Source organism: Tenacibaculum sp. DPLXC6 (assembly GCF_056815515.1).
Genome location: NZ_CP141806.1, coordinates 2,369,414 through 2,392,176 on the forward strand (window position 1 = coordinate 2,369,414; position 22,763 = coordinate 2,392,176).

Genomic DNA, 22,763 nt, shown 5'->3' on the forward strand with positions numbered 1-22,763 from the left:
GTTTACGTTAAAATTTGGATGTTATTGAATTTAGTATATATTTGCTTCAGTTAATAACCCCCATTTTATTAATGTAATCCCCTTATTGTAAAAATAGCATCTAAATTCTATTTAGATGCTATTTTTTTATGTAGAATATTCTTTAAAAAAGGTATTATTTTCCTGGGAAATCAGGTTTACGTTTCTCTAGAAAGGCGGTGGTTCCTTCTTTAAAATCTTCGGTGCCAAAACAATTCCCAAACTCTGTAATTTCGCTTTCAAAACCATTTACACCATCTTTGAAATTATCGTTAACAGCTTTAATTGCTGCGCTAATGGCAACTGAAGAGTTGCGCATAACTTTTGAAGCAATCTTTTCAGCTAAAGGTAAAAGCTCTTCTTGTGAAGTTGTATGATTTACCAACCCAGCTTCTTTAGCTTCGTCAGCAGAAATCATACCTGCTGTCATTATTAACTCCATTGCCTTTCCCTTACCAACCAATTGAGGTAAGCGTTGTGTACCACCATAACCAGGAATAACCCCTAGAGAAACTTCAGGTAAGCCCATTTTAGCATTATCAGAAGCTATTCTAAAATGACAAGCCATTGCTAACTCTAATCCACCACCTAAAGCAAAACCATTTACAGCAGCTATAACTGGAGTAGATAGGTTTTCAACAAAGTCAAATAAGATTTCTTGTCCTTTTCTAGCTAACATTCCTCCTTCTTCAACAGAGAAATGTGCAAACTCAGAAATATCTGCCCCAGCAACAAATGCTTTTTCTCCACTTCCTGTGATAATAATTACTTTAACAACACTGTCTTCTTCCAAATCCTTGAAAGCATTATGAAGTTCTTCAATAGTAGCTTTGTTTAAAGCGTTTAGTTTTTTTGGTCGGTTAATTGTAATAGTTGCCAATCCGTTAGCTTGTTCAACTAAAATATTTTCAAAATTCATACTATGTTTATGTTTTAGGTAATATTACAGTAAAAACAGTTCCAACTCCTTTAGTTGAGGTAAAGGAAATTGTACCGTCATACGCTTCAATTATATTTTTTATTATAGAAAGGCCTAAGCCCATTCCGCTTGTTTTAGTAGTGAACTTAGGTTCGAAAATTAACTCTTTATTTTCTTCACTAATACCTTTTCCGTTATCAGAAACTGTTATCTTAACATTATTCCCCTCAGAAGCAACTTTGACTTCTATTTTAGGGTTCTTATCAGTGTCTTTTATTGCCTGAATTGAGTTTTTAACTAGGTTGGTAACAATTCGTATCAATTGTGTTTTATCTAAACTAGCGTATAGCTCTTTTTCTTGAGGAAAATAATGTATGTAGTCTTCAGTAAAAATATCTAAAGAATGTTTAACAATATCAACTACATTCAGTTTTTCTCGGCGTTGTGTAGGCATTTTAGCAAAATCCGAAAAAGCAGAAGCTATAGAACTCATAACATCAATTTGTTGAATAAGTGTTTCACTGTATTCAGACATTTTCTCTTTGATGTTAGGATCTTCTGGGTTGAATTTTCTCTCAAAACTTTGTACTGATAAGCGCATTGGTGTTAACGGATTTTTAATCTCGTGAGCCACCTGTTTAGCCATTTCTCTCCAAGCTTGTTCTCGCTCACTTTGAGCCAGTTTTACAGCACTTTCTTCTAATTGATCAATCATGTTGTTATAAGCGGCAACTAAAGAGTTGATTTCTGAACTGGCAGAGTTTAAGGTAATCTTTTCGTTACGCTTATTTAAACGTGTCTCGTTTATTTTTTGTGAGATGGTTTGAATTGATCGTGTGATATAGGTTGATAAAAAGTAAGCTAAAATAATGGCAATGATAAGCATTAGTAGATAAACTAATGATAGGCGAGAAATAAATTCTCTTAGTTCGTGTTTTTGCTCTTCGTTATCTTGCGCTATTTGTAGCTCTAAAATACCAATCCTCTTAAAACGAGGGTCATTTATATAGGTGTATGAAGATTGGTAAGTAATACCCTTTTCGGATCTACTCTTAAAAATTTTATGATTTGAATTGTTAGCTAAATCTCTAACAGTTTCATTGGCTAAGTTTTGACCTTCTTTTTTGTCGAAATTATATGGAATAGAAGATTTTAGTAACTTTCCATCCATGTCGTACATAGAGATAGTAAGTTTATGAACATAAGCAATGTCATAAATTCTATCTTGAAAAATTTTGGATAGGTTTTCTGTAGTTACAGGGTATGTGGTTCTACGCTTAAGCTCTATTTCAATATCTTGTTTTGTAGAGAATTCTTTACGCTCAAAACGCGCAGTATTATAATCTTTTGTTTGCTCGTCATATTGATAAATAGTAACGATTACAATTAAAATTGATGCCAATAGCACTAAAAGTATCATTGACAAAAAAATTCTAATTCGAAGTGATATGTTATTGAAAATACGCAATTTTATAACTCAATTTTTTTAGTTTTCATAAGCAAAGTGTCATCTGTTTCTCCATCATTATCCCAATCATAAGTAGATATAGCACTAAATCCGTCGTTTGTTTGTGTAATTTTATACCAAGCTTGTACTTGTTTTCCTAAATAAGGGTAATCAACAAACAGACTATCGCCACTTGTTTCCCACTTTCCATCTGTTTCACCAACTTTTTTTCCGTCAGCTTGTACAAACCAAGCAGAAAAAGTGCCATCGTTGTTATAGGTAGACTGGGCTTTTCCTGAATTAGGTTTACTAAAATCATCTTCAAAAACAGAAGTACTATCGGTTTCGTTAGCAGTTAAATATTCAATTTTTAAATATGTAGTTTCCCAGCTACCAACCAAATACTTTTGTAATAAAGGTTCTTTTTTTTCTTGTTTACAAGCAACAAAAAGTATTCCGAAAATAAGCGCGGTAATTATATGTTTTGTTTTCATGATTAAGATTGAATTTTTTCTTCTTTGGTGTGTAGAAGACGCGTTAGTTTAATAGATAAATCTAACAAAATAATTTTAGCATTTCCGTTTCTTTCAATATGATATTGAGCATCGCCTACTTCTTTTTCGATAATTAAAATATTGGCACTATGAATAAACGGAGCAAATTTAGAGAGGTCAAAGTTTGCAGATTTTGTTTCTAAAAACACTAGGTCTGGAGTTCCGTAGTTGAGAAGTAAGGCTTGTCTAAAAAACTGTAAACAATATTGTAAAAATTGTTTTTGAGTCTCTCTACCAGATTTAGCAATTTCTTCTGACCATCCTATTAAATCTTGAATAACGGCAGCATTTCCTTTAGCTCTAAAGGCAGCTCGAATCCACGTAATAAACCATTGCTCAAAAACTAAGTCGTTTGAATTATTGTTTAAAACATGCAGAGCTTTGTTGTAGTTTCCTTCAGATTGATGAGCAATTTTTACAGCTTCATTTTCTGATACACCTTCTTGCTGAACTAGATTATTAGCTATATCACTTTCACTTAATGAAGGGAAATGTAAAGCCTGACATCTAGATTTTATAGTGTTTATAATTTGTTCTTCATCTTCAGTAATAAGAATGAAAATAGTTTTGCTTGGTGGTTCTTCAATTAGTTTTAATAATTTGTTAGAGGCAGCAACATTCATTTTTTCAGCCATCCAAATAATCATTACTTTAAAGCCACCTTCATACGATTTTAATTGTAGCTTTTTTACAATGTCTTCTGCTTCATCAACACCAATTTGACCTTGTTTATTTTCAACACCAATATGTTGTAGCCAATTAAATAAACTTCCATAAGGTTGCTCTTCAATAAAAGAACGCCAATCCTCTAAAAACAAATTACTAACAGGGTGTTTTTTTACCGAGTCATTTGTAGTCACTGGAAAAGCAAAATGTAAATCAGGGTGTTGTAGTTTACTACATTTTATATTACAAGCTTCTGGGTTGTCAGAAAAATTACACAATAGAAATTGAGCGTAGGCAATAGCCATAGGTAGAGTACCGCTACCTTCTTTGCCAACAAAGAGTTGTGCATGCGGAATTCTATTGTTTTCAGCTGATTGCTGTAAGTGTTTTTTGATGTGTTCTTGCCCAATAATATCGTCGAAAGTCATACCACAAATATAAGACATCAAACAAAGAGAACAACCTATTGTAAATAAATGATATATTGTTTTGATATACTGTTTAGAACGATTCTATTTTAGTATATTTGCAAGCTAAAAATATATCTTTTGAGTACTATCGCATCGTTACATTTAGGGGAAAAAGGAATTATATCTGAAGAGTGCTTAGATAAGATTCCACTGAAGTTATTAGAAATGGGGTGTTTACCAGGAAGTGAAGTAGAGTTACTTCAAATTGCTCCACTAAAAGATCCTATGTATATATGCGTAAATGGAAGTCATTTAGCGATTCGAAAAGAAACAGCTAGTCAAATTTCAATTATAAAACTATAGCTGATGAGTAATCGTATTAATGTAGCTTTAATTGGAAATCCTAATACAGGTAAAACATCGTTATTTAATCAGCTAACAGGGTTAAACCAAAAAGTAGGGAATTATCCTGGGGTTACCGTTGATAAAAAACAAGGAATTTGTAAGTTGCCAGAAGGTAAAAGTGCAATGATTACTGATTTGCCAGGTACCTATAGTATCAACCCAACTTCTTTAGATGAAAGCATTGTTTTAAAAGCTTTGATGACTACACACCAAGAAGAAAAGCCAGATGTAATTGTTGTAGTTGCTGATATTGAAAACCTAAAAAGAAACTTATTACTGTTTTCACAAATTCAGGATTTAGAAGTTCCGACGATTTTAGCGTTAAATATGGCGGATCAATTAAAGCGAAAAGGAATTTCTATTGACATACCTGCTTTAGAAAAAGAGTTACACACTAAAGTAGTATTAATGTCGGCAAGAACAAATGAAGGTGTTGACGATTTAAAAGAGGTAGTAGCGAATTATGAATCGTTAAAAGTACATTCAAATTTTAACGAACTATCTAAAAAAATTGATACAACTTACTTTGACCGATTGGCTACGGTGAGTAAAGAGTTTACTTCGTATGAGTTGTGGATGATGTTAACTAAAAATCACACTCCATTACTTTCTTCTTCAGAAAAAGAAGCAATAAAAGAGTTTGAAGGTGAAATTACAAAGCAGAAAAAATATCAGCATAAAGAAACGATATATAGATATCAGCAAATAAACGCTGTTTTAAATAAAACGTATAAGATAGATGCTTCTAAAGCGACAGATATACGCAGTAGATTAGATAGAGTATTTACTCATAAAATATTTGGGTATGTTATTTTCTTCGGATTGTTATTGCTAATATTTCAATCTATTTTTGATTGGGCGTCTACACCTATGGATCTTATCGATGGGTTGTTTGCCAATATTGCAGAGTTTACAAAAGCACAATTACCAGCAGGAATGTTTACTGATTTATTAACTGATGGAATTATTCCTGGAGTTGGTGGAGTTGTAATTTTTATTCCTCAAATAGCTATTTTATTTCTTTTTATATCCATTCTTGAAGAAACAGGATATATGAGCCGCGTGGTATTTTTGATGGATAAAATTATGCGTCGCTTTGGAATGAGTGGTAAAAGTGTTATTCCTTTAATCTCAGGAACAGCATGTGCTATTCCAGCAATTATGGCAACTAGAACTATTGGTAGTTGGAAAGAACGATTAATTACCATATTGGTAACACCATTTACAACCTGTTCCGCAAGATTACCTGTGTATGCTATTTTAATAGCTTTAATTATTCCTGATACTAAGTTGTTTGGTTTTTTTAGTTTACAAGGTTTTACCCTGTTGGCTTTATACATTTTAGGATTTGCGGCTGCAATTATCGCAGCATATGTGTTACATAAGACATTGAAGATAAAAAATAACTCGCTTTTTGTAGTTGAGATGCCTAACTATAAGATACCATCAGTTAAAAATGTGTTTTATGATGTGTTAGATAAAACAAAAGCATTTGTTTTTGGAGCAGGAAAAATCATTTTAGCAATTTCAATAGTATTATGGTTTTTAGCATCACATGGTCCTTCGTCTTTTGAAAATGCAGAGAAAAATGTAGTTGAAAATGTAGCAAATCAACAATTATCAGAAGAAGAGCTAGCTAAAAAAGTCGCTTCAGCTAAACTTGCAAACTCATATATAGGAATAGCAGGAAAAACAATAGAGCCAGTTGTTAAGCCTTTAGGTTATGACTGGAAAATAGGTATTGGACTAATTAGTTCTTTTGCTGCGAGAGAGGTGTTTATTGGTACGTTAGCAACTATTTATAGTGTAGAAGACGACGGAGAAGATACGACTACTATCAAACAAAAAATGGCATCAGAGATAAATCCTGACACAGGAGAGAAGAGGTTTAATTTTGCTACAGGAATTTCTTTATTGTTGTTTTATGCGTTTGCAATGCAATGTATGGCAACGTTAGCAATTGTAAAAAGAGAAACTAAAAGTTGGAAGTGGCCAACGGTTCAATTAGTAAGTATGGGGGTTTTGGCATATTTATCAGCATTTATAGCCTATCAAATTTTAAGTTAATGCAAGAAGTTTTAACATATGCGGTTGTTTGTGGAGCAGTTATTTTTTTAGTTAAAAAGTTCTTTTTTAAGCCTAAAAAAAATAACGGTTGCGATACAAACTGTAACTGCTCGTAAGAGAGAAAGTATATTTACCATACAGTTTTTTATAAAAAATGTATGTTTGTGGTATTATACTTGTAGGCAATACATAAATTATAAATAGTAAAAATTCAAATGAAAAAAATATTATTAGCAGCTGTGGTTTTTGTTAGCTCTTTTACCTATGCACAGCAAGAGGTAAAAGTAGATTTACTAGATGCATTAGCTTTTAAAACCTTAGAAGTATCGTATGAATATTATACTACCGATCGTTCCTCAATTGGTATTTCAGCGTTATTTAACTTTGAAAAAAGATCAGCAGATTTTAGATACAACGAAGAACGAATGTTTACTCCGTTTTTCCGCCATTATTTTACAAACAATAGCAATTGGAACTATTTCGGTGAAGTTTTTATGGGGATAAATACAGGAGAAAGGGAAATAGAGCTTGATGGTTCGCCTAATACTTTTAAGGAATATACAGATGGAGCTTTAGGGTTAGCTTTTGGATCAAAATATGTTTCTTCAGGAGGTTTTGTACTTGATATATATGGAGGTTTAGGTAGAAATCTATTTACTTCAGAGGCTCGTTCAATTGTACCTAGAGTAGGAATAAACTTAGGGTATCGCTTTTAAGGATACTCATTTAAAAAAATATAAAGCTCGCAATTGCGAGCTTTTTTAGTTTATAAGTAAGTATTCTTTATTGGCACCGCCAAAGGGTTTAATACCCCGAGGCTTGCCTCGAAAATCAAGAGCTTTTTTCTATAAATGCCTCGTGAGCTTGCTCCGAGGTAGTTTACTACGAGTTACTTTTTATTTTTAATCAAATTAGCAAATGTAAAACTCAATATAGCAGGTAATACCCATCCTAAATTATGATTAGCAAAAGGAATATTATTTTTAATTTCAGTTAAATAACTAGGGTTAATAACGTAACCTAGAAAATCTGGAATACTAAATAAGAAAGTCACTCCTACTACAATTTTAAAAACTAAAGTTGAGGTGTATTTTTCTGGAAGTACATTCAGTACAATTAATGTAATAGTAATAGGGTAAATAAACATTAAAGCAGGCAAAGCAATGTTGATAATATATTTTACATCAAATTGACCAACAGCAATCCCTAATATGCATCCAATAATAGCAGTAATTGTAAAAACGTTTTGAGAGTTATTGTTAATGCCTTTAAAATAATCGGAAGTACCAGTAATAATCCCAACGGCTGTTGTGAAACATGCTAAAGCGACTAAAACACTAAGAAAAATACTTCCAATATTTCCTAAAGTTTGGTTACTTAAAGAGTTTAAAATTTCTGTTCTGTTAGCATTTTCAGAAAAAGTAGAACTAAATAAAACACCATTATAAATAAGACCAGCATAAATAATTAACAAACCAAACCCAGCAATAAAACCAGCTTTGGTAATTAGTTCTTTTTTCTCTTCAAAAGTTGTATTTGTATTAAAATTCATTGAAACAACTAAAACACCACCAACAACTATAGAGGCAATGGCATCAAAAGTTTGATACCCTTCTAGTAAACCATCAACAAAAGGAGCTTTAAGCGTAGTTGGATTTATTATGTCTGGAGCTGTAAAAATTCCAACAAAAATAATAGCCAATAAAATGAATATAATAAGAGGTGTTAAAAATTTGCCGAGTAGGTTTAGTACTTTTGATCGGTTCATGGTGAAAAGAAAAACAAGTCCGAAATAAATTGTACTTGTAACTAAAGAACTACTATTGTTAAAGTAAGGAGCAATGGCCATTTCATGAGTAACCGATGCAGTTCTAGGTGCAGGCAAAGCAATACAAATGGTGTATACAACAAAGCAATATATAAAGCTAAAAGTAGGAGATACTTTTTTACCAAAATCGTACATAGTACCTTGTAGTTTGGCATGAGCCAAAATACCTATCATAGGAATAAAAACAGCGGTAATAAAAAAACCAACAGTTACCAAAAACCATAAATTACCAGCACTCTTTCCTAAAAAAGGAGGCAAAATTAAATTACCAGCTCCAAAAAACATAGAAAATAAAGCAAAGCCGGTAATTAAAGTTTCTTTTGAGAATTTCATTTGTTTTGTTTTATAAATAACAAATAAACAAAATTGAAAAGGATATAAAGTACTCCAATAGCAATAAAAACAAACTTAGGTATAGCAAAAAAATAAGCAATAGAACTCCATAGCTGTTTCGTGCTTCCCATTAGTAATTTAATTAACCCAACGTTTTCTATAGCATCACAAAAACCAGCAAAAAACAAAGAAAATATAAGGATTACTCCAAAGCTGTATAAAGAAGAGTCTTTCCAAAGTTTCTTATTAAGCTTATGAATAAAAACAGCTATTAATAAAGAATATGAAATTAAAAAAAGGTAATCAAGCCCTAAGCTAATACCGCAAGCAATTTTAGAAGTCTCGTTCCAAGAATTAATATATTTCTCAGATATTGCAATGTCTTTTGCTAATTCAAAGCTTATAATACCATTTTTACATACTTCATTTTTTAGAAAACTATCCAAATAAAGCATACAAAGTATAAGAATTAATGTAGAAGTTATAAGAAAAATCGTAAGATTTCGCTCTTGTTTTTTAGAAAGGTTTTGAAAAGGAGAAATCAACATTTTAGCAATTATTTGATGAGATTACAAATGAAAGATACATATTTTTGCCTAATGCAAAACAGTATAGAATTTAAAAACACAAATATTTACTTTACTGATGAAGGAAAAGGAAGTGTTATAGTATTGCTCCATGGATTTTTAGAGAACTCTACGATGTGGAGTAGTATAAGTAAAGAATTATCTAAAAAGTACAGAATAGTTTGTGTTGATTTATTAGGAAGTGGAAAAACAGGGTGTATTGGATATGTACATTCGATGGAAGAAATGGCAGATGCTGTAAAAGCAGTGTTAAAAGAGTTAAAAATCCGTCGAGCCATTTTTGTAGGACATTCTATGGGAGGGTATGTTGCTTTAGCCTTTGCAGAAAAATATCTGAAAAACGTAAAAGGAGTTTGTTTGATGAACTCTACATCTCAAGCAGATAGTGAAGAAAGAAAAAAATTGAGACTTAGAGTTATTGAGATGGCAAAAGAAAACTATGAAACGTTAGTAAAAATGTCAATCAGTAACTTATTTGCAGAAAATATGCGCTCACAGCTGTCTGAAGAAATAGAGGAAATAAGAGAAGAAGCCTTAAAAACACCTGTTAGAGGGTACATTGCAGCTACAGAAGGAATGCGCTTGCGTAAAAACAAAGAAGCTGTTTTACAAACAATAGAAAAGAGGTTAATAATTGCAGGGAAAAATGATCCAATATTAAATTATGCTACTGTTGAAGAAGAAGCAAAGAGAACCAATACCTCATTAATTGCATTGCCAAATGGACACATGAGCCATGTTGAAGCAAAAGAAGAACTATTAAAAGCACTAACCAACTTTATAAAAGCTTGATAAAATCCGTTACTTTTGTAGAGCACAAAAAAGAATACACTTCATGAAAACTCATCACTTAGCCAAACAAAATTCTATTCTTAATAAATTCCTAGCTGAACTCAGAGATGTCTCAATTCAAAAAGACTCTATGCGTTTCCGTAGAAACATTGAACGAATAGGGGAAGTTTTAGCCTACGAATTAAGTAAAGAGTTAAATTATGAAACAAAAGAAATAACAACACCTTTAGGAACAAAAAAGGTAGAATTACCAGCAAATAATATAGTTTTATGCTCTATCCTTAGAGCAGGGTTACCATTACACAATGGAATGTTGAATTATTTTGATGATGTAGAAAATGCATTTATCTCAGCATACCGTCATCACCCTAATAACGATGAAGAATTTGAAATAGTGGTAGAGTACTTTGCATCACCTTCTATTGACGGAAAAACATTATTATTAGTAGACCCAATGTTAGCAACAGGGCGTTCTATGGTTGAGGTTTATGAAGGAATAAAAAAATACGGAACACCAAAAGAAATAATTATAGCTTCGGTTATTGGTTCTGTAGAAGGTGTAGAATATGTTGCTAAACACTTACCAGAAAGTACTACATTATGGATTGCTGATATTGACGAGAAGTTAAACGATAAAGGTTATATAGTTCCTGGTTTAGGAGATGCAGGAGATTTAGCTTACGGAGCAAAACTGTAGTTTATACAATAGCACTTATAGTAAAAGAAGCTATTAAGAATAAGATAATAATAGCGTCAGCATACCATTTCTTTTGAAAAAACTCTATTCCGTTTGCAAGAATAACAGAAACAGGAAAAAACACATACAAGAACTCACTTCCAGAGCCATCTTGAACTAAAAGTAAAATAGCTGTAGTAATGGTAAGATGGGTAAGAATTAATATCCAGTTTTTTCTAAATTTATTTTTAACAGCAAGTGCCTTGGGACTTTTTAAAATGATTGAAGCGACTAAAAAGAAAACTATAAAAAGAATAGGGAACAAATACTTTTCATGAGAATAAAAGCTTAAATCAGGATAAAAATTCCAATCAAAAAGCAACCAAAATTTTTCAAGGTTATCATACCAAAAATAGTAAGTGAAATACAGAAAAACAGGGGCGAAAAAACCAATTACAGGTGTTAATAATGTTTGATAGGTAAAACGTTGGTGTAAAAATATAGACAAGTAAAGTAATATCAGTAATAAAGGAGCATAAGGCTCTATTAAAAATGAAATTCCAAGCCACAAACCACCATCGAATAACTTATGAAGAATATTTTTAGAAGACTGTAAGCTATATACTTTTCGTAAAAAAAGAAGTATAGTTAAGTTGGCGTAAAAAGTTTTATTTATTTGTATGGTATCAGGAAAAAAACCAATTAATATCACAAAAAATAAAAAAGCAAAAGAGTTATCGTAGGTTAATAAGTTCTTAGCAATAATAAAATTATACACCGAAAAAACGACTAAAAACCAACCAAGTTCCTTAACAAGGTTGAAAGATAATTCTTTAGAAAAAATACTTAAAACAAAATACCCTAAGAATAGTGCAAACAGTACAATAAAATTTATAGGTTTAGATTTACCGAAAAAATTGGCTAACATTGTTTCTTTTTATATTTTTGCAGCTGTAAAGATACTTAAGATATGATAGCAGGCAATATTTTTAGATGGATTGGTAGTTTATTTACCGACTTTTTATTTGCACCATTCAATTGGTTACGCTTAACAATAGCTAAATCAGATGCAGGTTGGTGGACTTCAAACGCCGTAAACTGGTTCTTTTTATTAATCCTATTAGTGTTATTTGCTTATTGGATGAAAGAAGCTGCTCGTTTTCAAAGAGAAGGAACAGAAGATAGAGCCTAATTTCTATACACTTTGGGAAGTAAAAATAAACTAAAACGTTTCAGAGAAAATGAAACGTTTGATAACGTTATTCAACCAACACGAGAAGAAGTAATCAAGGACTTTTCTTATAAAGGAAAGTGGAACACTTTTTTTAAAAACGACAACCCAATAGTCTTAGAGCTAGGTTGTGGTAAAGGTGAATATACGATTGCTTTAGCAGAAAAAAATCCTGATAAAAACTTTATTGGAATTGATATTAAAGGTGCACGATTTTGGCGAGGAGCTAAAACAGCGCTAGAAAATAACATGGAAAATGTAGCTTTTATTAGAACTCAAATAGAGTTAGTAGATTATATTTTTGCTGAAAATGAAGTTTCTGAAATTTGGATAACCTTCCCAGATCCACAAATTAAGTATAAGCGTACTAAGCACCGTATGACGAATTCTGAGTTTTTAAAGAAATACCATGGCATTTTAAATTCAGAAGGAACAGTCAACCTAAAAACCGATAGTGAATTCATGCACGGTTACACTTTAGGTTTATTGCATGGAGAAGGTCACGAAATTTTACATGCTAATCACGATGTTTATAAAAATGTGTACAGCCCTGAAGAAGTAACAGGAACACAAACATTTTACGAGAAACAATATTTAGAAATCGGAAAACCGATTACCTATATAAAATTCAAATTAAACTATTAATCCTGCTAATTAGCAGGATTTTTTGTTTTAGGTGTTCTTCATATATTCCAATTTAATTCTAAAAGAAAGCTATCTTTACCACATGGCAGATAAAAATTTCTTCGAAAAAGTGTACGAAGTAGCGCGTTTAATACCGCATGGAAGAGTTACAAGCTACGGAGCTATAGCAACCTATTTAGGAGCAGCACGTTCAGCAAGAATGGTAGGTTGGGCAATGAATAACTCTTCAGAAAAAGAAGTACCAGCACATCGAGTAGTAAACAGAAAAGGACTGTTAACAGGAAAACACCATTTTGATGGGACAAATCTCATGCAACAATTGTTAGAAAGCGAAGGGATAGAAGTTGTTGAGAATCAAATTCAAGACTTTGAAAAGGTATTCTGGAATCCAAGTGAAGAACTGTGATAAACTTCAAAGATATAACATACTTAAAAGAAGGAACTGTCCGTCAAAAAGAAGCTTATAAAGTATTATTAGAATTGAATCTTTTTGAACTATTAAAAAACTTCAATCCTATTTTAGTAGGCACAATACCTATCGATATTAATGTAGAATCAAGTGATTTAGACATTATTTGTCAAAGTGAAAATCACGAAGATATTGTAAAATTTGTGAGTGAGAAATATGGAAAACTCCCTGAGTTTGAAATAAAAACAATTCCATCATACAAAAACTTAAAAACAACAATTATTACACTTGAGTATAAAACCTTTCCAATAGAAATTTTTGTACAAAATAAACTACCAGAAGAGCAAGACTCATACCTACATATGCTTATTGAATATCAGGTGTTGTTAAAAGAAGGAGAAGTATTTAGATCTAAAATTATAGCCTTAAAGCAACAAGGACTCAAAACTGAACCAGCATTTGCAAAGCTTTTAAACTTAGAAGGGAGCCCGTATGAAGCATTATTAACTTATGGATTTCAAAAAGGCTACATATCCTAGTTTTTTAAGAAAAAACTAAACTTTACTTTGGTTGATTTCGGAAAGACAATTCAACATAAAACTTCTCTATAAAACCAACTTATCAACCTATAAATATTACCAATCTAAAGACTTTATTTTCTGAGGGCTAAAACGTATCTTTGCAGTTAAGATTAAATAAAAATAAGCAACAAGCTTATCGCTTGCTGTTTAAAGCATATAGCATAAAACATGAGTTTTAAAAAACAAGATATATACAAAGCGTTAGAAACGATAACAGCACCAGGAGAAGGTAAAAGTTTAGTAGAAAACGAAAATATAACCAATGTAGTTACATTTGGAGATGAAGTTATTGTTGATGTTACTATAGCAAACCCATCATTACAAGCCAAAAAGAAAGTAGAAGTAGAGATAATGAAGGCTATTCACCAACACGTTGATCAAAAAATCGATGTAAAAGTGAATGTGAAGGTGGAAGTTCAACAAAAAGAAAACCCAAATCAAATTAGAGGAAAAGAAATTCCTAATATTCAAAACATTATTGCTATAGCTTCGGGAAAAGGTGGAGTAGGAAAATCTACTATTACCTCAAACATGGCTGTTTCATTAGCAAAAATGGGATTCAAAGTAGGGGTGTTAGATGCCGATGTTTATGGGCCATCACAGCACTTAATGTTTGATGTAGAAAGAGAAAAGCCATTAGCGGTAAACGTAAATGGACGTTCAAAAATGAAGCCGATTGAAAGTTACGGAGTAAAATTATTATCACTAGGTTTCTTTACCGACCCAAGTCAGGCAGTAATCTGGCGTGGACCAATGGCTTCAAAAGCATTAAATCAACTAATATTTGATGCAGATTGGGGAGAGTTAGATTTCTTATTAATTGACTTACCTCCAGGAACAGGAGATGTACATTTATCAATAGTACAAGCAGTGCCAATTAACGGGGCAGTTGTAGTAAGTACACCGCAAAACATTGCCTTAGCAGACGCTAAAAAAGGAGTAGCAATGTTTAAACAAGAAAGTATTAACGTACCAGTATTAGGTATCGTTGAAAATATGGCGTATTTTACACCAGCAGAACTTCCTAACAATAAATATTATATTTTTGGAGAAGGAGGCGCTAAAAATTTAGCCGAAGATATTGAAACAAGTTTCTTAGGAGAAATACCATTAGTACAAAGCATACGTGAAGCAGGAGATGTTGGACATCCAGTAGCTTTACAAGAAAACACACCACTAGCAGAAGCTTTTACAGAGGTAACCAAAGAAATGGTTTCGCAACTATTAAAAAGAAATGCAAACTTACCACCAACAGAAGTAGTACGAATTACTACCATGAGTGGTTGTAGCTCAAAATAAGCAGTTATGGCAACAGCAGACATAAGAAATAACGTAGAAAAAGCGTTGGAAGAAATCCGACCTTTTTTAGTAAGTGATGGAGGTAATATTAAACTATTATCTATAGAAGACAGTACAGTAAAAGTACAATTAGAAGGAGCTTGCAGCGGTTGTTCAGTCAATCAAATGACCTTGAAAAACGGAGTAGAAGCAACTATAAAAAAATACGCACCAGAAATTACAGAAGTAATTAATGTAGCTTAACTGATAAAAGTCAGGTTTTAAGCTAGACTATTACTTTAATTTTGGGCGTTCGGGCGTGCTTTCGTTACTCGCTTCCCAATTAAAAAATTGGGAGAGCTCAAACAAGCCACTCAATCACTAACGCATACATATTCCTGTCTTATATCAAAAGGCAGGAATCTCGGTATAAATAAGAGAATTTTGTTATAAAATGATACAAACAGATATATTAATTATTGGAGCAGGACCTACAGGATTATTTACGGTTTTTGAAGCAGGATTATTAAAATTACGTTGTCATTTAATTGATGCCTTACCACAACCAGGAGGGCAATGTTCAGAAATTTATCCCAAAAAGCCAATTTACGATATCCCAGCATATCCAGAGATTTTAGCTGGAGATTTGACCGATAAATTAATGGAACAAATTAAACAATTTGAACCAGGTTTTACCTTAGGTGAGCGCGCTGATACTATTGAGAAGCAAGAGGACGGAACGTTTATCGTAACCACCAATAAAGGAACAAAACACCAAGCACCAGTAGTAGCAATTGCGGGAGGTTTAGGAAGTTTTGAACCACGTAAACCACCTATTCCAAATATTGCTAATTTTGAAGATAAAGGAGTGGAATACATGATTAAAGAACCAGAAATTTATCGTGGTAAAGACGTGGTAATTGCTGGTGGTGGAGATTCTGCTTTAGATTGGTCTATTTTCTTAACTGATGTAGCAAAATCTGTAACTTTAATTCACAGAAGAAATGAGTTCCGTGGAGCTTTAGACTCTGTTGATAAAGTACAAGAATTAAAGAATGAAGGAAAACTAATGCTAATTACACCAGCAGAAGTTAAAGGTATTGTAGGAGAAGAAAAGGTAGAAGGTGTATTAGTAGAGCAAAAAGATAAAGAACCGTTTACATTACCTTGTGAGCATTTTATTCCGTTATTTGGACTATCTCCAAAATTAGGACCAATAGCCAATTGGGGATTAGAAATAGAAAAAAATGCCATAAAAGTAAATAACGCTTTAGATTACCAAACGAATGTAGAAGGAATTTATGCGATTGGTGATGTGAATACATACCCTGGAAAATTAAAGTTAATTTTATGTGGATTCCACGAAGCAACGTTAATGTGTCAGAGTGCATATAAACGCATTCACCCAGATAAGAAATATGTGATGAAATACACAACTGTTGGTGGAGTAGATGGATTTGATGGTACTCGAAAAGAAGCACCAAAAGCAGTAGTAAAAGCGATTAACTAAGTAATTAGTGAAAAGAACATTATACGATTTAACAAGGGAAGACTGGAATATACTCTTCCCTATAGAATTATCTGAGCATAATACCAAATGGAAGTATATTTTTGAAGAGGAGAAACAACGCATACTTCTGCATATAGATAATTCATATTTTAATAGAATTGAACATTTTGGAAGTACATCAATTCCCAACATAAAAGCAAAGAATTATGTTGACTTGTTTATTGAGATTCCAAAAGAGTTTTTATTTGATAAAGAATTAATAAAACAATTTGAAAAGTTAGGGTATTCTTTCTTTGAAGTTCCAGCACGAGAAGATATAGCAGCGTATATGTCTTTCGCAAAGGGATATAATTTTGAAGGAAAAAAAGAGCAAATTTTTCATATTCATATGTGTCCAAAGGATAATGTAATGTGTGATCAGTTAAAGTTTAGAGATTACCTAATTGAAAATCCTGATAGAGCAAAAGAATATGAAAAACTAAAAATTGAATTAGCTTCAAAATATAGAAACGATAGAGGAGCCTATGTTTTAGGAAAAACAAACTTTGTAAAAGAAACATTGAGTTTATATAAGAACTAATAAAAATATTGACATTAACTGAATACATACAGCAATTATCAGAAGACAAATTATTGTACTTCGCCTTACCTGTATTTTTCATTTCTATGTTGGTAGAATACCGAATAGCAAAAGAAAAATATAATAGTAAAGACACGGGAGTATCTATGTTAATGATGGTGTTTTCTGCTATTGTTGAATTTATTCCAAAGATTTTAGCTTTTGTAGCGTTTTTCTACTTGTATGAAATTAGCCCATTAAAAGGTATTGTACAACGTCAATGGTGGGCGTGGATTTTATTGTTACTTGTTGATGATTTTGCTTATTACTGGTTTCATCGCTTAAACCATGAGGTACGCTTGTTTTGGGCAGGTCATGTACCACATCATTCATCTGTACATATGAATTTAGGAACAGCACTACGTCAAGGAGTTGGAGAGCGTATCCATAAATTTTTCTTTTGGATGTGGATTCCGTTATTAGGTTTTGATCCGTTAATGATGTTTACTATGATGGGAATTAGCTTAATATATCAGTTTTTTGTGCACACAGAGTTGGTAGATAAACTTCCAAAATCTATTGAATTAATTTTCAATACACCATCGCATCATAGAGTGCATCACGCATCTAATATTCGTTATTTAGACTGTAATCATGCTGGTATTTTAATTATTTGGGATCGTATGTTTGGTACTTTTTCTGAAGAATTAAAAGAAATTGATAAACCAGTATATGGATTAACCGTAAACATTGAAACTTTTAATCCTGTAAAGGTGGCAACACATGAGTATAGTGCTATTTGGAAGGATGTAAAAAGAGCTGATAAATGGAGTGATAAACTCAATTATATATTCAATTCACCAGGCTGGACCCATGATGGAGAAGATAAAAGAGCCAAGGTGTTAAGAAAACAATTAAAAGAACAAGAAACTTGTTAGTTTTTGTATTTTTAGGAAAAAATTTAGTTATGACTTTAAATTCCAATTTCTTTTTTATTATAGATTGCTTTGGTTTTATAAACAAAACTCCAAATGGATTTGATTTATTTGTATTTGGTATAGGTGTAATTATATTAATTTCATTATTATCAATCTATTATAGTCTAATTGAAAAAAAATCAAGTTCAAGTACAGATGTTAAACTAGAAGAGACTCCGATATATCAAACAAAAGATGTTTTATTGCAAGAAAAAAGTTTAGGGTTAGAGTTAATGCCTTCAAAAATAGTAACATCTGTTTGGGTAAAAGCAGTGGTTTTTATTTTAATATTTATTATGGCAGTAACTCCGATATATGAAATGTTAGGGGTATATTATTATTAGAAGAACAATGGAACAAGATATTACGATAAAAATTACCGACCGTGATGGAGTAACGCACGAGGTACAAGCACCAACAGATATGGCTATGAACTTAATGGAAGTAGTTCGTTCGTACGAATTAGCTCCCGAAGGAACCATTGGCATTTGTGGTGGAATGGCAATGTGCGCATCATGTCAATGCTATGTAAAATCAGATCATGAGTTGCCAGAAATGGGAGATGATGAAGAGGCAATGTTAGCTGAAGCTTTTTATGTAGAAGATAATAGCCGATTAGGTTGTCAAATACAAATGACCCCCGATTTAGATGGTTTAGAAGTAGAGTTAGCTCCAGAGAGCTAAGAACAAAAAAATAAAGTTTTTAAAGCGCAGTATTTAGTATACACTAAAATACTGCGCTTTCTTTTTGTAAAATATGCTATTTACGTCATTTTAAATTCCATTTACGTCATTTAGTTTGTTTGGTCTGAATATACTTTTGCTTTAAATTATTAAGACTAAATAAAAATAAATGATTCTTAAATCTAGCCCTTCACTAAAAGAATTGTCATTAAATAGTTATTTGTTTAGTGATGAATCTGCACAGTTGTATGAAGAGTATATTCAGAAAACAACCACTTATATTCAACAGTTTCTATCCAAAAGAACTTTTTATCAAGGAGATAACCTTGAAGAAATTTTAGCAAATAAAGAACAAGCGAAACTGGTAAATATAGAAGAAACACAACCTATAGATAGTGTTTTGGAAGAGTTGAATAACTTGTATATAAAAAATGCAATAGCATTTCATAACCCCACTTACGTAGCACATTTAAATTGCCCAATTACCTTACCATCAATCATAGCAGAAATGATTACAACCACAATCAATACTGCAGTAGAAACATGGGATCAGAGTACTTCAGCAACTTTTATAGAACAAGAAGTTATTCAATGGATAACCAACGTATTTAAGCTTTCAAATAATTCAGATGGTGTTTTTACAAGCGGAGGAACACAATCTAATTTCATGGGGCTATTGATGGCTCGAGATAACTATGCTTTCAAACATTTTGGAATTAATATTAAACAGCATGGATGGAGTAATGAAATAAGTAGGTTTAGAGTTTTTTGTTCAGAAAAAGCACATTTCAGTATTCAAAAAAGTGCCGCTTTGTTAGGTATGGGCTATGACGCTGTTATACCCGTAAAAGTTGATAAGAAAATGCAGATGGATGCAAATGAATTGGTGTTAGCTATAGAAAAAACAAAACAAGAAGGTAATATTCCAATAGCAGTTGTAACAACATTAGGTACTACCGATTATGGTAGTTTTGATCCAATACAAACTATAGAGAAGATTGCCAAAGAACACAACATGTGGTTGCATGCAGATGGTGCCTATGGTGGTGCTTTTGCGCTTACGAATACCCACGAAAAGTATTTTAAAGGTATTGATTTAGCTGATTCTATTACTATAGATTTTCATAAAACCTTATTTCAACCTGTAAGTTGTAGCGCTTTTTTAGTTAATAACAAGCAACATTTTAAGTATGTATCTTACTATGCAGACTACTTAAACCCTATTGAAGATAAAGATCCAGAGCGACCAAATCTTATAGAAAAATCAATCCAAACAACACGCCGATTTGATGCCCTAAAAGTTTGGTTAACCTTAAAAATTTTAGGAACAAAAACTATTGCTAATTACTTAGAAGATGTACACTCTTTAACAAAGGAAGTATATGAAAGCATTAGAGATCAAGAATGTTTTGAAGTTGCTCATGTACCAGAACTAAGTACACTAGTATTTAGATATAAAGCAGAAGGTATAGCTGAAGATATTATTCATAACTCGATTAATTTATATATCAAGAATACTTTATACAAAGCTGGGAAAGCATCAGTAGCAAGTACAAAGTTAAATGGTAATATCTATCTGAAATTTACCTTACTCAATCCGAAAAATACAATTAACAATCTCCTAAATATTATAGAAATGATTAAAACTACGGGAGAACAATACAAAACTACAAACTAAAAAAGATGAAGAATAATATAGTAGATTTTATAGCCATCGGAGTAGGTCCTTTTAACCTAGGATTAGCATGTTTATCAGAACCTATTGAAGGTTTAAATGGAGTTTTTCTTGATAAAAAAGATAAATTTGATTGGCATCCAGGAATGTTGTTAGAAGACACCACTTTACAAGTACCTTTTATGGCAGACTTGGTAACACTTGCCGATCCAACAAGCTCTTTTAGTTTTCTTAACTATATAAAAGAACAAGGAAGAATTTATTCTTTTTACATACGAGAGAATTTCTTGCTACTTAGAAATGAATACAACCACTATTGTCAGTGGGTAATTAGCAAGCTTTCTAATATATATTTTAATACAGAAGTTACGAATGTAGACTACAATCAAAAAGAAGGAATTTATGTAGTTACGAGTGTATGTACAAAAACACAGGAAATTAAAATCTATAAAGCAAAAAAACTGGTTTTAGGAACAGGAACACAACCTTACATTCCTGCTTGTTGTAAAAAGTTGAAAGATGTAGCTGTTCACTCATCACAATATTTACCTAACAAAGAACAATTACAAAATAAAAAAAGGATAACGGTATTAGGAAGCGGACAAAGTGCTGCTGAGATATTTTCTGACTTATTACAAGAAATAGATACTAAAGGATATGAACTAAATTGGATAACCCGTTCACCACGTTTTTTCCCGTTAGAATATGCCAAACTAACGCTAGAAATGACCTCACCAGAGTATGTTGACTACTTTTTCAATTTGCCAGCATCAAAAAGAGATGCACTTATTAAAAATCAAAAACATTTATACAAAGGAATCAATCAAGATTTAATAGGGGCTATTCACGATACTTTGTACGCAAAAAGAGTAGTGTCAAAAGAACCATTAAAAGTTTCATTACGCACCAATTCTGAATTGAAAACCACCAAGGTATCAGATGAAGGTATTAAACTTGAGCTTCATCAGGTAGAACAAGACAAATATTTTGAACATAAAACTGACGGATTAGTTATTGCTACAGGTTATGAATATCAATTACCTGATTTTATAGAGGGAATTTCAAACAGGATTTTATGGGATTATCAAGATCGATTCGATGTACAGCGCAATTACAGCATAGATAAAAATCACAACGAAATCTTTGTACAGAATGTAGAGTTGCACACCCACGGTTTTGTAACACCCGATTTAGGTATGGCTGCTTATAAAAACTCATATATTATCAAAGAGATAACAGGAGTAGAGCATTATCCTATTGAGCAAAAAATAGCGTTTCAACAATTTGAAGTAACGCAAGAGGAAGAAATAGAACTCAATGTTTTTGCTTAAGAATATGAAGCTAAAAACATTTTTAATTGTAATGACGTTGGTTGCAGTAGTAAGTGATTACCTACTGCATCCATTTTATCCGCAGTTTTTTGAGCTTCGCTTCGGAATCACGAATCCTAAAAATGTAGGATACTACTTTGCAGCCATCTGTTTTATGGTAATGATTGCATTTCCATTTTGGGCATATGTTTCTAAAAAAGTATCAGAATTAAATATTTTAGTATACACCCAAGCAATTGCAGGTGTATTAGCATTGTATTGCTATTACACTACATCATACATAAATTTTTGGATAATATCACTTGTCATGGTGTTATTTAAAGGAAGTTACTTGTTAGTTTACCCTTACATTTTAAAGATTATTACTAAAGAAGAACACCCAAGTACAATTGGGTTACTTTCTGTAGTGGTGCATTTAGGTGGAATTTTAGGAGCTGTATTAGGAGGAATAACGGTGGACTATATAAATCCGAGTAGTATTTTTTTAATTATGGCAGCAGGAGACTTTATTCAAATGGCTATGAGCGGTTATTTATTAAAAAGTAAAAAATACGCTACCGATTTAATTATTTCAGAAGAACCAGCTGTTACCGATAAAAAGCTTATTCCGAAAGGATTTATTTTAAAGCTAGGTCTAATCACATTAATACTATACTTCAGTGATTTTTTAATCAGACCTTTCTTTTCAACGTACTGGGAAAGTTTTTCAATGTATAAAAGCAAATTGGTTTCTGGTACTATATATGCCATTCCTGGTTTTGTAGCATTGGTAGCCTTGTGGATTAACAACAAACGAAAATCAGAAGGACACGAAGGAATTATCAATGCTTTGTGTATTGGGTTAATTGGACTTGTATTACAAGGAATACCCAATGAAGCATCAGTAGTTTTAGGAAGAATTATTTACGGATGGGCAATTTTTCAAGGAGTCGTGAAATTCGACATTTTATTATTCGAATTAAGCACACCAGAATCCTACTCAGTAGATTATAGCAAAATCCATTTCTTTCAAAATTTAGGTGTGCTTTTAGCATCATTAAATGTAGGAATTATAATAGAAGGTTTCGGATTACGTATACCGTTTGTCATTGCCTTAGGAGGTTTTGTATTAACACTTGTCTTGTACTTTATGGTTTTTAAATCAGTAAAAAAAGTACATAAACAACTAGCTAAAGCCTAAA

The 22,763-nt window shown here is 32.1% G+C and carries 26 protein-coding genes; 19 read left to right on the top strand and 7 right to left on the bottom strand.

From position 1 onward, the window contains the following. Window positions 1–154: 154 nt before the first annotated feature. Genes VCM48_RS10720 through VCM48_RS10735 form a run of 4 tightly spaced genes read right to left on the bottom strand, consistent with a single transcriptional unit; the run spans window position 155 to window position 4,032 of the window. On the bottom strand, window positions 155–937 hold the full coding sequence (locus VCM48_RS10720; protein ID WP_482270497.1) for an enoyl-CoA hydratase/isomerase family protein: 783 nt from the start codon (window positions 935–937) through the stop codon (window positions 155–157). Window positions 938–944: 7 nt separating this feature from the next. Beyond that, window positions 945–2,357 carry a sensor histidine kinase gene (locus tag VCM48_RS10725; protein ID WP_274638946.1) on the bottom strand — a complete coding sequence of 471 codons (1,413 nt, stop codon included), beginning with the start codon at window positions 2,355–2,357 and terminating at the stop codon, window positions 945–947. Between the two features lie 50 nt (window positions 2,358–2,407). Further along, a complete protein-coding gene (locus tag VCM48_RS10730; RefSeq protein ID WP_274638947.1) occupies window positions 2,408–2,878 on the bottom strand; it encodes a hypothetical protein in 471 nt (156 codons plus the stop codon). A 2-nt stretch (window positions 2,879–2,880) separates the two neighbouring features. Next, entirely contained in the window at window positions 2,881–4,032 is a 1,152-nt protein-coding gene (locus tag VCM48_RS10735; protein ID WP_482270498.1) for a DNA polymerase III subunit, read from the bottom strand. Between the two features lie 120 nt (window positions 4,033–4,152). Between VCM48_RS10735 and VCM48_RS10740 the strand changes: the two genes are divergently transcribed. From VCM48_RS10740 to VCM48_RS10750, 3 genes are all read left to right on the top strand, one after another. After that, entirely contained in the window at window positions 4,153–4,377 is a 225-nt protein-coding gene (locus VCM48_RS10740; protein WP_274638949.1) for a FeoA family protein, read from the top strand. 3 nt (window positions 4,378–4,380) lie between these two features. Then, window positions 4,381–6,486: a ferrous iron transport protein B gene (feoB, locus tag VCM48_RS10745; RefSeq protein WP_482270499.1), complete on the top strand. Its 2,106-nt coding sequence runs from the start codon at window positions 4,381–4,383 to the stop codon at window positions 6,484–6,486. 215 nt (window positions 6,487–6,701) lie between these two features. Beyond that, window positions 6,702–7,202 carry a hypothetical protein gene (locus VCM48_RS10750; protein WP_482270500.1) on the top strand — a complete coding sequence of 167 codons (501 nt, stop codon included), beginning with the start codon at window positions 6,702–6,704 and terminating at the stop codon, window positions 7,200–7,202. A gap of 173 nt (window positions 7,203–7,375) precedes the next feature. Here the strand turns inward: VCM48_RS10750 and brnQ are convergent, their stop codons facing one another. Then, a complete protein-coding gene (gene brnQ / locus VCM48_RS10755) occupies window positions 7,376–8,647 on the bottom strand; it encodes a branched-chain amino acid transport system II carrier protein (RefSeq protein WP_482270501.1) in 1,272 nt (423 codons plus the stop codon). Beyond that, a complete protein-coding gene (locus VCM48_RS10760; RefSeq protein WP_440120472.1) occupies window positions 8,644–9,093 on the bottom strand; it encodes a hypothetical protein in 450 nt (149 codons plus the stop codon). Before VCM48_RS10760 ends, brnQ begins: the two co-directional genes overlap by 4 nt. Window positions 9,094–9,246: 153 nt before the next feature. Here VCM48_RS10760 and VCM48_RS10765 point away from each other — a divergent pair, with 153 nt between their 5' ends. Both VCM48_RS10765 and upp read left to right on the top strand, forming a co-directional pair. Then, complete coding sequence (locus VCM48_RS10765; protein ID WP_482270502.1) at window positions 9,247–10,026, top strand: alpha/beta fold hydrolase; 780 nt, start codon at window positions 9,247–9,249, stop codon at window positions 10,024–10,026. A gap of 43 nt (window positions 10,027–10,069) precedes the next feature. Further along, complete coding sequence (upp, locus tag VCM48_RS10770) at window positions 10,070–10,723, top strand: uracil phosphoribosyltransferase (protein WP_482270503.1); 654 nt, start codon at window positions 10,070–10,072, stop codon at window positions 10,721–10,723. A 1-nt stretch (window position 10,724) separates the two neighbouring features. Here the strand turns inward: upp and VCM48_RS10775 are convergent, their stop codons facing one another. Beyond that, entirely contained in the window at window positions 10,725–11,630 is a 906-nt protein-coding gene (locus VCM48_RS10775) for a DUF6427 family protein (protein ID WP_482270504.1), read from the bottom strand. Between the two features lie 42 nt (window positions 11,631–11,672). Here VCM48_RS10775 and VCM48_RS10780 point away from each other — a divergent pair, with 42 nt between their 5' ends. From VCM48_RS10780 to VCM48_RS10845, 14 genes are all read left to right on the top strand, one after another. Next, the gene (locus tag VCM48_RS10780) at window positions 11,673–11,894 is read left to right on the top strand and encodes a DUF6341 family protein (protein WP_274638958.1); all 222 of its coding nucleotides are present in this window, start codon (window positions 11,673–11,675) and stop codon (window positions 11,892–11,894) included. A gap of 12 nt (window positions 11,895–11,906) precedes the next feature. Next, window positions 11,907–12,578 carry a tRNA (guanosine(46)-N7)-methyltransferase TrmB gene (gene trmB, locus VCM48_RS10785; RefSeq protein WP_482270505.1) on the top strand — a complete coding sequence of 224 codons (672 nt, stop codon included), beginning with the start codon at window positions 11,907–11,909 and terminating at the stop codon, window positions 12,576–12,578. 82 nt (window positions 12,579–12,660) lie between these two features. Continuing rightward, window positions 12,661–12,984 carry an MGMT family protein gene (locus VCM48_RS10790; RefSeq protein ID WP_073182287.1) on the top strand — a complete coding sequence of 108 codons (324 nt, stop codon included), beginning with the start codon at window positions 12,661–12,663 and terminating at the stop codon, window positions 12,982–12,984. Then, the gene (locus VCM48_RS10795) at window positions 12,981–13,526 is read left to right on the top strand and encodes a DUF4269 domain-containing protein (protein ID WP_482270506.1); all 546 of its coding nucleotides are present in this window, start codon (window positions 12,981–12,983) and stop codon (window positions 13,524–13,526) included. The genes VCM48_RS10790 and VCM48_RS10795 overlap by 4 nt, the downstream gene beginning before the upstream one ends. 210 nt (window positions 13,527–13,736) lie before the next feature. Then, window positions 13,737–14,867: an Mrp/NBP35 family ATP-binding protein gene (locus tag VCM48_RS10800; protein ID WP_482270507.1), complete on the top strand. Its 1,131-nt coding sequence runs from the start codon at window positions 13,737–13,739 to the stop codon at window positions 14,865–14,867. 6 nt (window positions 14,868–14,873) lie between these two features. Continuing rightward, the gene (locus VCM48_RS10805; RefSeq protein ID WP_099214828.1) at window positions 14,874–15,110 is read left to right on the top strand and encodes a NifU family protein; all 237 of its coding nucleotides are present in this window, start codon (window positions 14,874–14,876) and stop codon (window positions 15,108–15,110) included. 190 nt (window positions 15,111–15,300) lie between these two features. Continuing rightward, on the top strand, window positions 15,301–16,356 hold the full coding sequence (locus tag VCM48_RS10810; RefSeq protein WP_274638963.1) for an NAD(P)/FAD-dependent oxidoreductase: 1,056 nt from the start codon (window positions 15,301–15,303) through the stop codon (window positions 16,354–16,356). Between the two features lie 7 nt (window positions 16,357–16,363). After that, window positions 16,364–16,936 (top strand): GrpB family protein, encoded by a 573-nt coding sequence (locus tag VCM48_RS10815; protein WP_482270508.1) that lies wholly within the window; start codon window positions 16,364–16,366, stop codon window positions 16,934–16,936. Window positions 16,937–16,944: 8 nt separating this feature from the next. Continuing rightward, window positions 16,945–17,853, top strand: coding sequence for a sterol desaturase family protein (locus tag VCM48_RS10820; protein WP_482270509.1), 909 nt, complete (start codon window positions 16,945–16,947; stop codon window positions 17,851–17,853). A gap of 29 nt (window positions 17,854–17,882) precedes the next feature. Then, on the top strand, window positions 17,883–18,236 hold the full coding sequence (locus VCM48_RS10825; RefSeq protein WP_482270510.1) for a hypothetical protein: 354 nt from the start codon (window positions 17,883–17,885) through the stop codon (window positions 18,234–18,236). 7 nt (window positions 18,237–18,243) lie between these two features. Next, a complete protein-coding gene (locus VCM48_RS10830; RefSeq protein ID WP_120185967.1) occupies window positions 18,244–18,576 on the top strand; it encodes a 2Fe-2S iron-sulfur cluster-binding family protein in 333 nt (110 codons plus the stop codon). A 169-nt stretch (window positions 18,577–18,745) separates the two neighbouring features. Next, window positions 18,746–20,254 carry a pyridoxal phosphate-dependent decarboxylase family protein gene (locus tag VCM48_RS10835; protein WP_482270511.1) on the top strand — a complete coding sequence of 503 codons (1,509 nt, stop codon included), beginning with the start codon at window positions 18,746–18,748 and terminating at the stop codon, window positions 20,252–20,254. Between the two features lie 5 nt (window positions 20,255–20,259). Then, a complete protein-coding gene (locus tag VCM48_RS10840; protein WP_482270512.1) occupies window positions 20,260–21,582 on the top strand; it encodes a lysine N(6)-hydroxylase/L-ornithine N(5)-oxygenase family protein in 1,323 nt (440 codons plus the stop codon). 4 nt (window positions 21,583–21,586) lie between these two features. Further along, complete coding sequence (locus VCM48_RS10845) at window positions 21,587–22,762, top strand: MFS transporter (protein WP_482270513.1); 1,176 nt, start codon at window positions 21,587–21,589, stop codon at window positions 22,760–22,762. Window position 22,763 lies beyond the last annotated feature (1 nt).

Bases quoted from the DNA above. Each gene is read 5' to 3' on its own strand.
- VCM48_RS10730 (WP_274638947.1), bottom strand. From the start codon at position 2,878: ATGAAAACAAAACATATAATTACCGCGCTTATTTTCGGAATACTTTTT.
- VCM48_RS10835 (WP_482270511.1), top strand. From the start codon at position 18,746: ATGATTCTTAAATCTAGCCCTTCACTAAAAGAATTGTCATTAAATAGT.
- VCM48_RS10720 (WP_482270497.1), bottom strand. From the start codon at position 937: ATGAATTTTGAAAATATTTTAGTTGAACAAGCTAACGGATTGGCAACT.
- VCM48_RS10810 (WP_274638963.1), top strand. From the start codon at position 15,301: ATGATACAAACAGATATATTAATTATTGGAGCAGGACCTACAGGATTA.
- VCM48_RS10800 (WP_482270507.1), top strand. From the start codon at position 13,737: ATGAGTTTTAAAAAACAAGATATATACAAAGCGTTAGAAACGATAACA.
- VCM48_RS10825 (WP_482270510.1), top strand. From the start codon at position 17,883: ATGACTTTAAATTCCAATTTCTTTTTTATTATAGATTGCTTTGGTTTT.
- VCM48_RS10765 (WP_482270502.1), top strand. From the start codon at position 9,247: ATGCAAAACAGTATAGAATTTAAAAACACAAATATTTACTTTACTGAT.
- VCM48_RS10725 (WP_274638946.1), bottom strand. From the start codon at position 2,357: ATGATACTTTTAGTGCTATTGGCATCAATTTTAATTGTAATCGTTACT.
- VCM48_RS10780 (WP_274638958.1), top strand. From the start codon at position 11,673: ATGATAGCAGGCAATATTTTTAGATGGATTGGTAGTTTATTTACCGAC.
- VCM48_RS10830 (WP_120185967.1), top strand. From the start codon at position 18,244: ATGGAACAAGATATTACGATAAAAATTACCGACCGTGATGGAGTAACG.
- feoB (WP_482270499.1), top strand. From the start codon at position 4,381: ATGAGTAATCGTATTAATGTAGCTTTAATTGGAAATCCTAATACAGGT.
- VCM48_RS10845 (WP_482270513.1), top strand. From the start codon at position 21,587: ATGAAGCTAAAAACATTTTTAATTGTAATGACGTTGGTTGCAGTAGTA.
- upp (WP_482270503.1), top strand. From the start codon at position 10,070: ATGAAAACTCATCACTTAGCCAAACAAAATTCTATTCTTAATAAATTC.
- VCM48_RS10840 (WP_482270512.1), top strand. From the start codon at position 20,260: ATGAAGAATAATATAGTAGATTTTATAGCCATCGGAGTAGGTCCTTTT.
- VCM48_RS10790 (WP_073182287.1), top strand. From the start codon at position 12,661: ATGGCAGATAAAAATTTCTTCGAAAAAGTGTACGAAGTAGCGCGTTTA.
- brnQ (WP_482270501.1), bottom strand. From the start codon at position 8,647: ATGAAATTCTCAAAAGAAACTTTAATTACCGGCTTTGCTTTATTTTCT.
- VCM48_RS10775 (WP_482270504.1), bottom strand. From the start codon at position 11,630: ATGTTAGCCAATTTTTTCGGTAAATCTAAACCTATAAATTTTATTGTA.
- VCM48_RS10735 (WP_482270498.1), bottom strand. From the start codon at position 4,032: ATGACTTTCGACGATATTATTGGGCAAGAACACATCAAAAAACACTTA.
- VCM48_RS10750 (WP_482270500.1), top strand. From the start codon at position 6,702: ATGAAAAAAATATTATTAGCAGCTGTGGTTTTTGTTAGCTCTTTTACC.
- VCM48_RS10805 (WP_099214828.1), top strand. From the start codon at position 14,874: ATGGCAACAGCAGACATAAGAAATAACGTAGAAAAAGCGTTGGAAGAA.